Source organism: Neogemmobacter tilapiae, from assembly GCF_014652215.1.
Classification (GTDB): domain Bacteria; phylum Pseudomonadota; class Alphaproteobacteria; order Rhodobacterales; family Rhodobacteraceae; genus Neogemmobacter; species Neogemmobacter tilapiae.
This window is the reverse complement of sequence record NZ_BMYJ01000003.1, coordinates 171,967-186,236: the sequence shown is the minus strand read 5'-3', so window position 1 is coordinate 186,236 and position 14,270 is coordinate 171,967. Positions and strand designations below refer to the sequence as shown.

The 14,270-nt window shown below is 62.0% G+C and carries 11 protein-coding genes; 9 read left to right on the top strand and 2 right to left on the bottom strand.

Annotated elements, in window-relative coordinates:
* Positions 1 to 66 precede the first annotated feature (66 nt).
* Entirely contained in the window at positions 67 to 1,008 is a 942-nt protein-coding gene (locus tag IE095_RS05900; protein WP_189410698.1) for a D-ribose ABC transporter substrate-binding protein, read from the bottom strand.
* A gap of 267 nt (positions 1,009 to 1,275) precedes the next feature.
* Between IE095_RS05900 and IE095_RS05895 the strand changes: the two genes are divergently transcribed.
* From IE095_RS05895 to IE095_RS05855, 9 genes are all read left to right on the top strand, one after another.
* On the top strand, positions 1,276 to 2,742 hold the full coding sequence (locus tag IE095_RS05895; RefSeq protein WP_229804557.1) for an L-fucose/L-arabinose isomerase family protein: 1,467 nt from the start codon (positions 1,276 to 1,278) through the stop codon (positions 2,740 to 2,742).
* Positions 2,743 to 2,791: 49 nt separating this feature from the next.
* A complete protein-coding gene (locus IE095_RS05890; RefSeq protein ID WP_229804555.1) occupies positions 2,792 to 3,559 on the top strand; it encodes a transketolase in 768 nt (255 codons plus the stop codon).
* On the top strand, positions 3,559 to 4,518 hold the full coding sequence (locus IE095_RS05885; RefSeq protein WP_189410696.1) for a transketolase family protein: 960 nt from the start codon (positions 3,559 to 3,561) through the stop codon (positions 4,516 to 4,518). The genes IE095_RS05890 and IE095_RS05885 overlap by 1 nt, the downstream gene beginning before the upstream one ends.
* Positions 4,519 to 4,521: 3 nt before the next feature.
* A complete protein-coding gene (locus IE095_RS05880) occupies positions 4,522 to 5,973 on the top strand; it encodes an FGGY-family carbohydrate kinase (RefSeq protein WP_189410695.1) in 1,452 nt (483 codons plus the stop codon).
* A 67-nt stretch (positions 5,974 to 6,040) separates the two neighbouring features.
* Positions 6,041 to 7,816, top strand: coding sequence for a sensor histidine kinase (locus IE095_RS05875; protein ID WP_229804553.1), 1,776 nt, complete (start codon positions 6,041 to 6,043; stop codon positions 7,814 to 7,816).
* A complete protein-coding gene (locus IE095_RS05870; RefSeq protein WP_189410694.1) occupies positions 7,813 to 9,150 on the top strand; it encodes a sigma-54-dependent transcriptional regulator in 1,338 nt (445 codons plus the stop codon). Before IE095_RS05875 ends, IE095_RS05870 begins: the two co-directional genes overlap by 4 nt.
* Positions 9,151 to 9,335: 185 nt before the next feature.
* Positions 9,336 to 10,313, top strand: a complete 978-nt coding sequence (locus IE095_RS05865; protein WP_189410693.1) for a tripartite tricarboxylate transporter substrate-binding protein — start codon at positions 9,336 to 9,338, stop codon at positions 10,311 to 10,313.
* Positions 10,314 to 10,371: 58 nt separating this feature from the next.
* A complete protein-coding gene (locus IE095_RS05860) occupies positions 10,372 to 10,836 on the top strand; it encodes a tripartite tricarboxylate transporter TctB family protein (RefSeq protein WP_189410692.1) in 465 nt (154 codons plus the stop codon).
* A gap of 13 nt (positions 10,837 to 10,849) precedes the next feature.
* Positions 10,850 to 12,355, top strand: a complete 1,506-nt coding sequence (locus tag IE095_RS05855) for a tripartite tricarboxylate transporter permease (RefSeq protein WP_189410691.1) — start codon at positions 10,850 to 10,852, stop codon at positions 12,353 to 12,355.
* A 27-nt stretch (positions 12,356 to 12,382) separates the two neighbouring features.
* Here the strand turns inward: IE095_RS05855 and ilvD are convergent, their stop codons facing one another.
* Positions 12,383 to 14,224, bottom strand: a complete 1,842-nt coding sequence (ilvD, locus tag IE095_RS05850; RefSeq protein WP_189410690.1) for a dihydroxy-acid dehydratase — start codon at positions 14,222 to 14,224, stop codon at positions 12,383 to 12,385.
* Positions 14,225 to 14,270: the final 46 nt, after the last annotated feature.

Genomic DNA, 14,270 nt, shown 5'->3' with positions numbered 1-14,270 from the left:
TCCAGGCACAAAAGGAAAAATCCGGCGCAGGCGGGAGCCTGCCTGCGCCGGTTCAGTCTTCTGGGATTATTCAGACAGCGCGAAGGTTTCCAGCTTGGCCGCGTTGTCGGCGTTGATCAGAACGCAATCCATCAACTGCTTTTCATCAACGCCGGTGGAGCCGGTCTTGATGAACGTATCCGCCTGCATCACTGCCATCTGCGCCTGTGCATAGGCCGGTTGCAGCACGGTCGCCTTGATGCCGCCCTTGGCAATCGAATCGCGCACGTCGTTCGACCCGTCAAAGCCGACCACGATGACATCGGTCCGGCCCGCTGCTTCCAAAGCGGCCCAAGCGCCCATCGCCATCGTGTCGTTGCCCGAGATGACGCCCTTGATACCCGGATTGGCCTGAAGCATCGATTCCATCACGGTATAGGCTTCGGTCTGCGACCAGTTCGCGGTTTGCGAGGCCACCATTTTCAGATCCGGGTATTGGTCGATCACATCGTGATAGCCTTTCGACCGGATGCCTGCGTTCGTGTCGGATTCCTTGCCGATCAGTTCGGCATATTCGCCCGTTTCGCCCATGAGTTTGACGAACTCCTCGGCACCCAGCTGCGCGCCTTGATAGTTGTTCGACACAATCTGGCTGACGGCCACGCCCGTTGCAGTGATTTCGCGGTCGATCAGGAAGGACGGGATGCCCGCATCCTTGGCCTTTTGCACAGCGGCGACCGAAGCGTCGGCCCCGGCGTTGTCCAGAATGATCGCCTTGACGCCCGCTGCAATCGCGCTGTCGAACAGTTCCGATTGTTTGTTGGCATCATCATCATGCACCAGAACCATGACTTCATAGCCCAGTTCTTTCGCTTTCGCGGCAGCACCATCGGCTTCGGCCTTGAAGAACGGGTTGTCATGGCTGGGGGTGATGATGGCGATGGTATCGGCAGCAGCAGCCAAGGACGGCAGCGCGCCCGCCATAGCGGCGGCCATAACGGTCATCAGCAAGCGACGTTTCATGTTCATTGGATTTCCTCCCTTTCGTTTGCATCCGAATCAGATGCACTCCTCCTGTGCATTTCTGATGCTTGTTTTCGTTTCACGTCAAATGTTTTCTTTTGCTGCTGTTTTTTGGAGCCGCCCATGCCGCGATGCGGCATTGAAATTCGCGCTTGCAGCAAGTGATTTGGGTATAATCTATGACAAACAAGCCCAACACACCGCTTGCCAGAGGTTTTCGATTCGACTACAAACACATCCAATCGAAAGCAAATGAAAGCCATCGGAGGAACCATGTCCCTGACCATTCGCCGCAAGGTCACATTGGGCGTCGTGATCGGCAGCCGGGCGTTTTTCAGCCCCGCGCCGTGCAAAGACGCGCGGGATGAGGTTCTGGCGCATCTGTCGCGGCTGGGCATCGATGCGGTGATCCTGCCGTTCGAGGCGACAGCGAACGGGGCGGTGCAAAGCATTCCCGATGCCGAACTTTACGCGCGGCATTTCAAGGCAAATGCCGACCGCATCGACGGGCTGGTGATCTGCTTGCCGAACTTTGGCGATGAAATTGCGGTGGCCGAACTGGTGAACCGGGCCAAGCTGAACGTGCCGATCTTGCTGCAAGCCTCCAACGATGAGGTCAGCAAGGTTTCCGTCAGCGAACGCCGCGATGCGTTCTGCGGCAAGATCAGCGTGACGAACAATTTCTGGCAATATGGCGTGCCGTTCACCGAAACGACGAGCCACACCTGCGATGTGTCCAGCGACGAATTCGGGGCCGATCTGGAACGTTTCGCGCGGGTTTGCCGGACGGTGCGCGGCCTGCGTGGGGCAAGGCTGGGCTCCATCGGGGCGCGGACGGGGGCTTTTCAGACCATGCGCTACAGTGAAAAGCTGTTGCAGGCGGCGGGAATGACCGTCGTCACGGTCGATCTGTCGGAAATGATGGGGGCCGCCGGGGCGATCCGGGATGATGAGCCGGACCTTCTGGCCAAGATGGAAAAGATCAAGGCCTATGGCACAATTCCGGGGCACATCACCCGCGACCAGATCGTGAAGCAGGCGAAATGGACCTTGGCCGTGAACCGCTGGATCGAGGAAAACGGCTGCGATGCCAGTGCGATCCAATGCTGGCGGTCCTTGCAGGACAATTTCGGCTGCGCGACCTGCGTCACCATGTCGATGATGGGCGAAGAACTGATGCCCTCGGCTTGCGAGGTCGACATCATGGGCGCAGTGTCGATGTATGCGCTGGCGCTGGCGAGCGGTGCGCCGCCGGCGATTCTGGACTGGAACAACAACTACGGCGCCGAAAAAGACCTGTGCGTCTGCACCCATTGCGGCAACTATCCCAAGTCTTTCATCGGCGACACGCCCGAGATTTCCGAGCTGGACGTGCTGGGCGAAAGCATCGGGCGGTCGAAATGCTTTGGCGCGGTCAAGGGCAAGGTAAAGCCTGGCCCCATGACCTATTTCCGCCTGTCCACCGATGACCGGGCGGGCACCATGAAATGCTATCTGGGTGAAGGCGAATTCACCGACCACCCCTTTGCCATGGACGGCGGCATTGCTGTCACCCGCGTCGAAAACCTGCGCCGCCTGCTGCGCTTCGTCACGCAAAACGGCTTTGAACATCATGTGGCGATGGTGCGCGGGCACCATGCCGATGTCGTGAACGAGGCCGTGACCCGCTATCTCGGCTGGCCGATCTATCACCACGGGGGCGACCCCGAACCGCAACTTTATATCCCGAACCGGTTCTGAAATGACAATAAACGACCCCCTTCCCCGCATTCGGGAAAAGGCGCTGTGGATGCGGCGCACGGCTTTTGAAATGGTCCACCGCGCGCAACTGGGCCATCCCGGCGGCGACTTTTCGGCGATTGACGCAATGGCGACGCTGTATTTCGGGGTGATGAACTACGATGTCCGCCGCCCGAATTGGGAAGACCGGGATCGGTTCATCATGTCGAAGGGGCATGCGACGGGGGCCTTGTATACGGCGCTTTGCGGGGCGGGCTACTTCCCCGAGGATTGGCTGCAAACCTATATGCAGCCGCATTCCAAACTGAACGGCCACCCGAACCGCAACTATCTGCCGGGGGTCGAAACCAACACCGGGCCTTTGGGGCATGGTTTCCCGGTGGCGGTGGGCATTGCGATTGCGGGGCAATTGCGCGGCGCGTCCTATCGGACCTTTGTGCTGACGGGGGATGGCGAACAACAGGAAGGCTCGAACTGGGAGGCGGCGATGGTGGCGGGCCACCGGAAACTGGCCAATCTGACGCTGATCATCGACCGGAATCGCCTGCAACAGGGCGCGGGGACCGAGGAAACCTCGGGGCTGGACCCCTTGGATCAGAAATACGCGGCATTTGGCTGGGATGTGGAAATGATCGACGGGCATGACCATGCCGCCCTTTTGGCGACCTTGGGCCGCGCGCCGGGGAACAAGCCGCGCTGCGTGATTGCGAATACGGTGAAGGGCAAAGGCGTGTCCTTCATGGAAAATCAGGCAAGCTGGCACCATGGCGTGCCGAATGACGCGCAATTTGCGCAAGCGATGAAGGAACTGGTGTAATGGCCCATGCAGCGCCCGCAGCCCAAGGCTGGAACGATTGCCGCAATGCCTGGGTGGCGACATTGGAGGCTTTGGCCGAAAAGGATCCTCGTATCGTGGCGGTGGTGAATGATTCCGTCGGTTCATCCAAGCTGAACAGTTTCCAGAAGAAATTCCCGGATCGGCTGATCAATGTGGGCATTGCCGAACAGGTGATGGTGGGCGTGGGGGCGGGACTGGCGAATGGGGGCCGCGTGCCTTTCGTTTCGGCGGCGTCCTGTTTCATCACGGGTCGCGCGCTGGAACAGGTCAAGGCCGACATTGCCTATGCCAATTTCAACGTGAAACTGGTGGGGCAATCGTCGGGGATTGCCTATGGCGAACTGGGCGCAACGCACCATTCGATCGAAGATTTCGCCTGGCTGCGGCCCCTGGCCAATCTGGTGGTGATCGCGCCTGCGGATGCCTGGGAAACGGCGGAAGCGGTGAAATGGGCGGCGGGCTATGAGGGGCCGGTCTATCTGCGCCTAAGCCGTATGCCGGTGCCGGATTTGCAGGTGGCGGATCGGGTGTTCCGAATGGGCCGCGCGGAAGTGGTTTGTCAGGGGGATGATCTGACCATCATTGCGAGTGGTACAACCGTGCATCTGGCGGTTCAGGCCGCTGAAGCATTGGCCTTGGAAGGCATTGCGGCGCGGGTGCTGAACATGGCGACGCTGAACCCGTTGGACGAGGAAGCCTTGCATCAAGCAGCCGAAACCGGGGCGATTGTGACGGTCGAGGAAGCCAGCATTCGCGGCGGTCTCGGCGGGGCCGTGGCAGAATTCACCGCGGCGAACCGTCCGGTTCCGGTGGAACGTGTGGGCTTTCCGGGTTTCATGCCGACGGGTTCGGTGGAATTCCTGTTCAAGGAATTCGGTCTGTCCAGCGAAGGCATCGCCGCCGCTGCGAAACGCGCTTTGGCTCGGAAACGGGCCTAGGCGATGCGCGTTCTGGCGATTGATCAGGGCACGACCAACACCAAGGCGGTGCTGATCGACGATCAGGGCCGCGTGGTCGGGCGGGCCGCAAGCCCGCTTGTTACGGAATACCCCCACCCCGGCTGGGCCGAACAATCGGCCAGTGCCATCTGGGCCAGCGTGCAGGATGTCATCGCCCGGATCGCGGCCGACCACGGCACGCCCGACGCCCTGGCCCTGACCAACCAGCGGGAAACCTTGGTGGTCTGGGACGCGCAGACATCAGAACCCCTCTGCCCCGCGCCCATCTGGCAATGCCGCCGCACGGCGGAGGCCAGCGCGAGGTTGATTGCCGAAGGACACGACGCGGCGGTGGTGGCGGCGACAGGATTAGGGATCAATCCCTTGTTCCCGGCGGGAAAGCTGGCTTGGGTGCTGGACAACATCAACGGCGCGCGGGATCTGCTGTCCAAGGGCCACTTGCGGGCAGGGACAGTGGATTCCTGGCTGTTGTGGAACCTGACGGGCGGTGCGGTTTTCGCCACCGATCATTCGAATGCCAGCCGCACGCAGTTGTTTGACACCGACAGCCTGCGATTTTCACCTGAACTGGCCGAAATCTTCGGTGCATCGGTGGATTGCCTGCCCGAACCCATGCCCTCCGACAGCCTGTTCGGCTCGACCGCCGAAGGCACAACCGCCCTGCCCGCTGGCATTCCCATCCGCGCGATGATGGGCGACAGCCATGCCGCGCTTTACGGCCACGGCGTCCGCCAGCCGGGAACGGTCAAGGCGACCTATGGCACAGGTTCCAGCCTGATGGTGCTGACGCCGGGCCGCACGGCCTCCAACCACGGGCTTTCCGGCACCATCGCCTGGACCGATGTCCGAGGCACGGCTTACGCGCTAGAAGGGAACATCACCGTTTCCGCCCAAGCCGCCGCCTTTATGGCCCGCACCCTGGGCCTGAAAGACGCCAGCGCCTTGTCCGATCTGGCGCAAACCGTGCCGAACAGCGGCGGCGTCAGCTTCGTCCCGGCCTTGGCGGGTCTGGGCGCACCGCATTGGGACGATGCCGCGCGGGGCACGATCACGGGCATGACCCATGCCACCACCCCGGCCCATCTGGCCCATGCCACCTTTGACGCCATCGCCCATCAGATTGCCGATGTTTTTGCGGCGATGGAGGCGGATACAGGTCACCCGCTGCTGGGGCTCAAGGCCGATGGCGGCGCTTCGGCCAATGCCTACCTCATGCAATTGCAGGCCGACCTTTTGGGCAAACCGGTGGAGGTGGCGCAGGTTGAGGAAATCGGCGCCTTGGGCGTCGCCGCCATGGCCTTTGCCAGCATAGGCCACACAATGCCCCTGCCCCAGACCGCCGACATCTGCCCGCCCCGCCTATCCGCAGAAGAACGCCAAGCCGCCCGCGCTCTTTGGGCAGGCGCCTTGCGACAGGCCCGCGCCGGGGCATAGGGGCGCTGATCCTAGCCATCGCCGCCGGAATGGGCCATGATGCCCCGGCAAAGCGGCGGGGGGAGACGTGCGCAAAGGGGCCATCGCATTCGGGATTGCGCTGATCTGCCTGATGCTGGCCATCGCGGTGGACCGCATGGCTTGGCGCGCCGCCCTGTCCGAAGGCCAGACCCGGGCCGAGGGGTTGTTGCACCAAACCGTCACCGGGTTGGAAGGGCAGTTGAACCGCTTTCAGGCCCTGCCGGCGCTTTTGGCCCGGCAGGACGACATCCGCGCGCTGCTGAGCGCGCCTGATGCCACGGCCATCGGGCGAATGAACCAATGGTTATCGGAAACCAATGCCATTCTGGGGGCCAGCGACCTCTATCTGATGGATGCCAATGGCACCACGCTTTCCGCCTCCAACCATGACCGCAGCGACAGTTTCGTCGGCCAGAATTTCGCCTATCGCCCCTATTTCTTTCAGGCGATGGCGGGGGGTGAGGGCTGGTTCTTTGCCTTGGGCACCACCTCGGGCGTTCGGGGCTATTACTTTTCCGCCGCCGTTCTGGATGATCAGGGTCAGCGCATTGGCGTCGTTGCCCTGAAAATCGGGGTCGATCAGATTGAACAGGGCTGGCGCGGTGGCGACATCCGCGTGATGGTCAGCGATCCGCAGGGCATCATTTTTATGTCCACCGAACCCGGCTGGCTTTACAAAGGCTTGCTGCCCCTGACCCCCGACCGCTTGGCCCGCAGCGATGCCTCACGCCGATATTCCGATCAACCGCTCACCGAGCTGCCGTTCCTGAACACCCGCGAAGCCGGCTATCAGCTGTTCAAACCCCTGCCGCCCGCAGGCAGCGGTGAATATCTGGAACTACGCCGCGACATGCCTGCCGCCGGTTGGACGGTCCATGTCCTGCTCGACACCGCCCCCATGCATCTGCAAGCCCGCGTCGTGCTGCTGGCTTTTCTGATGTTCTTGGCGGTGGCGCTGTCTCTGGCTTGGGCTTGGCGGCAAAGGCGGGCACGGCTGGCCGAACGCATCGCCTTGCAGGCCGCCGCTCAGGCCGAATTGGAGGGTCAGGTCGCCGCCCGCACCGCCGATCTGACCGCTGCCAATGCCGAATTGCACCGGATGCAGGCTGATCTCGTGCAGGCCGGGAAACTCGCCGCCTTGGGCCGCATTTCGGCGGCGCTGAGCCATGAGATCAACCAACCCCTTGCCGCCGCCCGCAACTATGCCGACAGCGCCACCCTGTTGATCGAACGTGGTGATTTCGCGCGGGCGGGGGAAAACATCGGCCAGATTCTTTCGCTGATCGACCGGATGGCCACCATCGCCCGCCATCTGCGCAATGTGGCCCGCAAGCCGGAAACCCTGCGCCCGGTCAGCCTGACCGAGGCGGTGGAGGAGGCACGCCTGATTGCCGACAGCCGTCTTGCACCCTCGGGCGCGATGCTGGTCGTCTGGCTGCCGGCGGATTTGCCACAAGTCATGGCCGGTTCTGTCCGGCTGCAACAGGTGATCGTCAACCTTTTGACCAATGCCGCCGATGCGGTTGAAGGCACATCGAAACCCCGGATCGAGGTAACGGCAACGGCCAGCGCCTCAGAAGTGATCCTGTCCATCCGCGATCATGGTCCGGGGGTTTCCCCCGCCATTGCCGACAGGATCTTTGATCCGTTCTTTACCACCAAAACCGTCGGCTCCGGTCTGGGGCTGGGCCTGTCGATCAGCTACAACATCATGCAGGATTTCGGGGGCGACCTGCGGGTTGTGAATCATCCCGAAGGCGGGGCCGTCTTTACCCTGCACTTTCGCCCCGCCCCCGTTCAGGAAAGCCTTGCTGCCGAATGACCCAACAAACCGTCCTGCTGATTGATGATGATGAGGCGATGCGCCGGTCCACCGAACAGGCGCTGGAACTGGCGGGGCTGTCGGTGCTGGCCCTGCCCTCCGCTGAGGAGGCTTTGTCACGCGCCGGGCCGGGGCTGAACGGCGTGGTGATCAGCGACATCCGCATGCCGGGCATGGACGGCATGACCCTACTGCAACGGCTGACCGATCTGGACGCCGATCTGCCAGTGATCCTGATCACCGGCCATGCCGAGGTGTCCCTGGCAGTAGAGGCCATGCGGCGTGGGGCCTATGATTTCATCGAAAAGCCCTTTGTCGTGCAAGACTTGCTGACCGTTCTGCGTCGCGCTTTGGACCATCGTGCCCTTGTCATGGAAAACCGGCGGCTGCGCGCGGTGGCCGGGCAAAGGGATGATCTTGAGGGGCGTTTGCCCGGCCGTTCCCCCGCGATGATCGACCTGCGGCGGATCATCCGCACTGTCGGCCCGTCCGAGGCGGATGCCTTGATCACCGGGCCAACCGGCGCGGGCAAAGAGGTGGTGGCGCAGGCCATGCACGACCTTTCCCCCCGCGCGGGCAAGCCCTTTGTCGCGATCAACTGCGCCTCGCTCCCTGATCACCTTATGGAAAGTGAGCTGTTCGGGCATGAGGCCGGGGCCTTCCCCGGCGCCATGCGACCCCGCTATGGACGGTTCGAACATGCACGCGGCGGGACGATCCTTTTGGACGAAATCGGTTCTATGCCTTTGGATTTGCAGGCGAAACTGCTGCGCGTTCTACAAGACCGGGTGATCACCCGGCTGGGGTCAAACGATCCCGTGGCGCTGGATGTGCGATTTCTGGCGACCTCCAAGGCCGATCTGGCGCAAGCCGTGCAACAGGGCCGTTTCCGCGAAGACCTGCTTTACCGGTTGAACGTCATCACCCTGCGCGTGCCCCCCCTGTCGGCCCGGCGCGAGGATGTGCCCCTGCTGTTCCTGCAATTGCTGCGCGAGGCGGCGGCGCGGCACGGCATGGATGATCGCCTGCCCAGCCCGGAGCTGCTGGCCGAATTGTCGGCGCGCGACTGGCCGGGCAATGTGCGGGAATTGCGCAATGCAGCGGATCGTCTGGTTCTGGGCCTCGATTGGCTGGATCAAACCGGCAGCGGCCCCGCCCTTTTGGCCGAACGGGTCGCGGGTTTTGAACGCAGCGTGATTGCCGGGGCCATCGCCGCCCATCGCGGCCATCTGCGGCGAGTCTATGAATCGCTCGGCATCAGCCGCAAGACCTTGTACGAGAAAATGCAGAAACACGGCCTCGACCGGCATCTGATCACCGAAGGCGATGACTAGAATGGGTGGAAATCCACCCATCGTTTTTCCCCCGATGTTACGTTTCCGACGCAAAGCCCCCCAATCCATCCCAGAAATCCACCGAAAGCCCTCGCATGACCTTTGCGTAAAGCGCCCCCAGCGCGCTTTGTGATGCCAACCGCTGGGAGGAGAGTCCGGCGGGCAAAATTGTCTGGGAGGACACAATGGCATTCACCACAATGCGCGCCGGCCTTGCCGTCGCCGCAACCCTGATGGCCACCACCGCACTGGCGCAGGACTATCCCGACCGTTCCATCACCATGGTCGTGCCCTTTGCCGCAGGCGGGCCAACCGACACCGTCGCCCGGCTGGTGGCCGAACGCATGTCGGCCGATCTGGGCCAGCAGATCATCGTCGAAAACGTCGGCGGCGCAGGCGGCACCTTGGGCGCCGGTCAGGTCGCGGCGGCCGAGGCCGATGGCTACACCGTTCTGCTGCACCATATCGGCATGGCGACATCCGCGACGCTTTACCGCAACCTCGCCTACAGCCCCGCCGATGGCTTTGCGCCCGTGGGTCTGGTGACCGAGGTGCCGATGACCATCGTCGCGCGCAAAGATCTGGAGCCCGCCGATTTCCCGGCGCTGATGGCCTATGTCAAGGAAAACGCCGACACGATCACCATGGCCAATGCCGGGATCGGGGCTGCCTCGCATCTGTGCGGTATGCTCTTCATGCAGGCGGTCGATGCCCCCATCGTGACCGTCCCTTACAAGGGCACGGGTCCGGCCATGACCGAACTGATCGGCGGGCAGATTGATCTGATGTGCGATCAGACAACCAACACCACCGAACAGATAAAGGGTGGCACGATCAAGGGCTATGCCGTCACCACCCCGGCCCGTCTGGACATCTTCCCCGACATGCCCACCGTCGCCGAAGGTGGCTTTCCGGGGCTAGAGGTTTCGGTCTGGCACGGGCTTTACGCCCCAGCAGGCACCCCGCCCGAAGCAGTGGACCGCCTAGCCACAGCCTTGCAAGCTGCGCTCGCCGATCCGGGGATAGCGACCAAGCTGGCGGAACTCGGCACCGCCCCTTCCCCTGCCGCCGATGCAACGCCGGCTGCGCTCAAGGCGAAACTGGACGGTGAAATCGCCCGCTGGAAGCCGATCATCGAGGCCGCTGGCGTCTACGCCGACTGACCCAGCCGCGGGGCGGGCCATTGGTCTGCCCCTTCGCCCCCCTTGAAGGGAGATCCCCATGACGACCACCAAAACCGACCGCACCGATGCTGCGGCGGGCATCTTGTTCATCGCTTTCGGCCTGCTTTTCGGCGTGCAATCGCTGGGCATGGAACTCGGCACTGCCTTTCGCATGGGTCCGGGCTATTTCCCACTGGTCTTGTCGGGCGTCCTGATCCTGCTGGGGCTGGCCATCTTGATCATTGCCTTCAAAAAGGTCAGTGCGACCGAGATGGGCGGCTTTGCCTGGCGCGGGATGCTGTTCATCCTGCCCGCCCCGGTGTTCTTTGGCCTGACCGTGCGTGGTCTGGGCTTTGTACCTGCCATTTTTCTGACCACGCTGATCGCGGGCCTCGCCTCGCTCAAGATGAAACCGCAATGGGCCCTGGTTTTGGCCTTCGGTGTCACGGTCTTTTCGACCCTCGTCTTTTCCTATGGCCTTGGCCTGCCCTTCCGCCGTTTCGGCCCTTGGCTTCCGCTTTGAAAGGCGTCCCAAAATGGATCTGATTTCCAACCTTGGCCTTGGCTTTGCCACCGCCGCCTCGCCCGAAAACTTGTTCTTTTGCTTGATCGGCGTGATCTTGGGCACCTTGATCGGCGTTCTGCCCGGCATCGGGGCCACCGCGACCATTGCCATGCTTTTGCCCATCACCTTTCAGCTGGAGCCGGTGTCCTCGCTGATCATGCTGGCGGGGATCTATTATGGGGCACAGTATGGCGGGTCGACGACGGCCATTCTGATCAACATGCCCGGGGAAAGTTCATCGGCGGTGACGGCGATCGACGGCTATCAGATGGCGCGCAAGGGCAAGGCGGGAACGGCCTTGGCGGTGGCAGCGCTGGGTTCGTTCTTTGCGGGTTCGGTGGCGACCCTGCTGGTGGCCCTTTTTGCGCCGCCGCTGACGGTGGTGGCATTGAAATTCGGAGCGGCCGAATATTTCAGCCTGATGATGCTGGGTTTGGTTTCGGCCATTGCCTTGGCCCATGGGTCGATCCTGAAGGCCTTGGCGATGGTGGTGTTGGGCCTGTTGCTGGGGTTGGTGGGGGATGACCTTTACACGGGAACGCCGCGTTTCACCTTTGGGATGCCCGAATTTGCCGGAGGGCTGAATTTCGTGGCGCTGGCAGTGGGGGTGTTCGGGATTGCCGAAATCCTTCGCAATCTGGAAGGCGAACAGGATCGGACGGTTCTGGGCACCAGACTGGCGGGCCTGTTCCCCTCACGGGCGGATCTGAAACGGATGGTGGCCCCGATGTTCCGTGGCACGGCGATTGGCTCGGTTCTGGGCATTTTGCCGGGGGGTGGGGCGGTGTTGGCGTCTTTCGCGTCCTATACCGTTGAAAAGCGAATCTCAAAAACGCCCGAAGAGTTTGGCCATGGGGCGATTGAGGGTGTGGCGGGGCCGGAATCAGCGAACAACGCCGGGGCGCAGACCTCGTTCATTCCATTGCTGACACTGGGGATTCCGGCGAACCCGGTGATGGCCCTGATGATCGGGGCGATGATCATACAAGGCATCGTGCCGGGGCCAAATGTCGCCAGCGAACAACCCGAATTGTTCTGGGGCATCATCGCCAGCATGTGGATCGGCAACCTGATGCTGGTGGTCTTGAACCTGCCCTTGATCGGGCTTTGGGTCAAACTGCTGAAAGTGCCCTATCACATCCTGTTCCCCATCATCATGGCGATGTGTTCCATCGGGGTCTATTCGGTGAACTCCAACGTCTATGACCTGTTCACCGTCGCCTTCTTTGGGTTGTTGGGTTACGGCCTGATCAAACTGCGCTGCGAACCGGCCCCTTTGCTGCTGGGCTTTGTTCTGGGGCCGATGCTGGAAGAAAACCTCCGCCGCGCGATGATTTTGGGCCGGGGCGATCCGACGGTGTTTGTGACCCGTCCGATCAGTCTGTTGCTTTTGTTGCTGATGGTCGCGGTTCTGGTCGTCGTCACCCTACCCAGCATCCGCAAAAAGCGGGATGAGGTCTTCACCGAGGCGGAATGACAAGGGGCGCGAAAGCGCCCCTTTCCCCTAAAAATCGTCCGGCAATTGCCGCACCGCGCCCTTGTCGGCCGAAGTCGCCAGCATCGCATAGGCCTTCAGCGCCGCCGAAACCTTGCGCGGGCGCACTTTCGCAGGCTTCCAGCCCAGCTTATCCTGCTCTGCCCGCCGCGTCGCCAACTCGGCCTCGGAAACCCGCACGCTGATCGTCCTGCCCGGAATGTCGATGTCGATCATATCCCCTTCGCGCACCAAGCCAATCGTCCCGCCCGCCGCCGCTTCGGGGCTGACATGGCCGATGGACAGGCCCGAGGTGCCACCCGAGAAACGCCCGTCGGTCAACAAAGCGCAGGCTTTGCCCAGACCTTTCGATTTCAGATAGCTGGTCGGATACAGCATCTCCTGCATCCCCGGCCCGCCCTTTGGCCCTTCATAGCGGATGACCAGAACATCGCCCGCCTTGATATGGTTCGACAGGATCGCCGCCACCGCATCATTCTGGCTTTCAAACACCCGCGCCGGGCCGGAAAAGACAAGGATCGACTCGTCTACCCCCGCCGTTTTCACGATGCAGCCGTCCAGCGCCACATTGCCTTTCAGCACGGCCAGACCGCCGTCTTTCGAGAAAGGATGTTTCGCTGAACGGATCACCCCATGTTCGCGGTCCAGATCCAACACCTTGTAACGCGACATTTGGCTAAAGGCCGTGGCCGAACGCTGACCACCCGGTGCCGCCATAAAGAAATGCCGCACCTCTTCGTGGTTCGTCCGGCTGATGTCCCAATGATCCAGCGCAGCCCCCATTGTGGGGCTATGCACCGTCACGCAATCGCGGTTCAACAGGCCTGCATTGTCCAACTGACCGAGGATCGACATGATCCCCCCGGCCCGGTGAACATCTTCCATATGCACGTCTTGCTTGGCCGGGGCCACTTTGCACAGGCAGGGAACTTTGCGCGACAGACGGTCGATGTCGTCCATCGTGAAATCAATGCCGCCTTCATGCGCCGTCGCCAGAATATGCAGCACGGTGTTCGTCGAACCGCCCATCGCAATGTCCAAGGCCATCGCGTTTTCAAAGGCCGCCTTGTTCGCCACATTGCGCGGCAAAACACTGTCGTCGTTCTGTTCATAATGCCGCTTGGTGATCTCCACGATCAGACGCCCCGCCTCAAGGAACAGCCGCTTGCGGTCATCATGGGTTGCCAGCGTCGAACCATTGCCCGGCAGGGAAAGCCCCAAAGCCTCGGTCAGGCAGTTCATCGAATTCGCGGTGAACATGCCGGAACACGACCCACAGGTCGGGCAGGCCGCCTTTTCAATCTCTTCGACTTCTTCGTCGGTATAGCTTTCGTCGGCGGCGACAACCATCGCATCGACCAGATCCAGCGCAATTTCGCGGCCCTTGATCACAGCCTTGCCCGCTTCCATCGGCCCGCCCGAGACGAACACCACAGGAATGTTCAGCCGCATCGCGGCCATCAGCATACCGGGGGTGATCTTGTCGCAGTTGGAAATGCAGACCATCGCATCGGCGCAATGGGCGTTGACCATGTATTCCACGCTGTCGGCAATCAATTCGCGTGAGGGCAGGGAATACAGCATCCCGTCATGGCCCATCGCGATGCCGTCATCGACGGCAATCGTGTTGAATTCTTTCGCGACACCACCGACGGCTTCAATTTCGCGGGCGACCAGTTGGCCCAGGTCTTTCAGATGGACATGGCCCGGCACGAACTGGGTGAAAGAGTTGACGACAGCGATGATCGGCTTGCCGAAATCCCCATCCTTCATGCCTGTGGCGCGCCAAAGGCCACGGGCCCCGGCCATGTTGCGTCCATGGGTGGTTGTGCGGGAACGATAGGCGGGCATCGGGTCAATCCTCCGGGCAAGCTGATTGTTGAAGTGTCACTGCCCG

Bases quoted from the DNA above. Each gene is read 5' to 3' on its own strand.
- IE095_RS05900 (WP_189410698.1), bottom strand. From the start codon at position 1,008: ATGAACATGAAACGTCGCTTGCTGATGACCGTTATGGCCGCCGCTATG.
- IE095_RS05895 (WP_229804557.1), top strand. From the start codon at position 1,276: ATGTCCCTGACCATTCGCCGCAAGGTCACATTGGGCGTCGTGATCGGC.
- IE095_RS05890 (WP_229804555.1), top strand. From the start codon at position 2,792: ATGCGGCGCACGGCTTTTGAAATGGTCCACCGCGCGCAACTGGGCCAT.
- IE095_RS05885 (WP_189410696.1), top strand. From the start codon at position 3,559: ATGGCCCATGCAGCGCCCGCAGCCCAAGGCTGGAACGATTGCCGCAAT.
- IE095_RS05880 (WP_189410695.1), top strand. From the start codon at position 4,522: ATGCGCGTTCTGGCGATTGATCAGGGCACGACCAACACCAAGGCGGTG.
- IE095_RS05870 (WP_189410694.1), top strand. From the start codon at position 7,813: ATGACCCAACAAACCGTCCTGCTGATTGATGATGATGAGGCGATGCGC.
- IE095_RS05865 (WP_189410693.1), top strand. From the start codon at position 9,336: ATGGCATTCACCACAATGCGCGCCGGCCTTGCCGTCGCCGCAACCCTG.
- IE095_RS05860 (WP_189410692.1), top strand. From the start codon at position 10,372: ATGACGACCACCAAAACCGACCGCACCGATGCTGCGGCGGGCATCTTG.
- IE095_RS05855 (WP_189410691.1), top strand. From the start codon at position 10,850: ATGGATCTGATTTCCAACCTTGGCCTTGGCTTTGCCACCGCCGCCTCG.
- ilvD (WP_189410690.1), bottom strand. From the start codon at position 14,224: ATGCCCGCCTATCGTTCCCGCACAACCACCCATGGACGCAACATGGCC.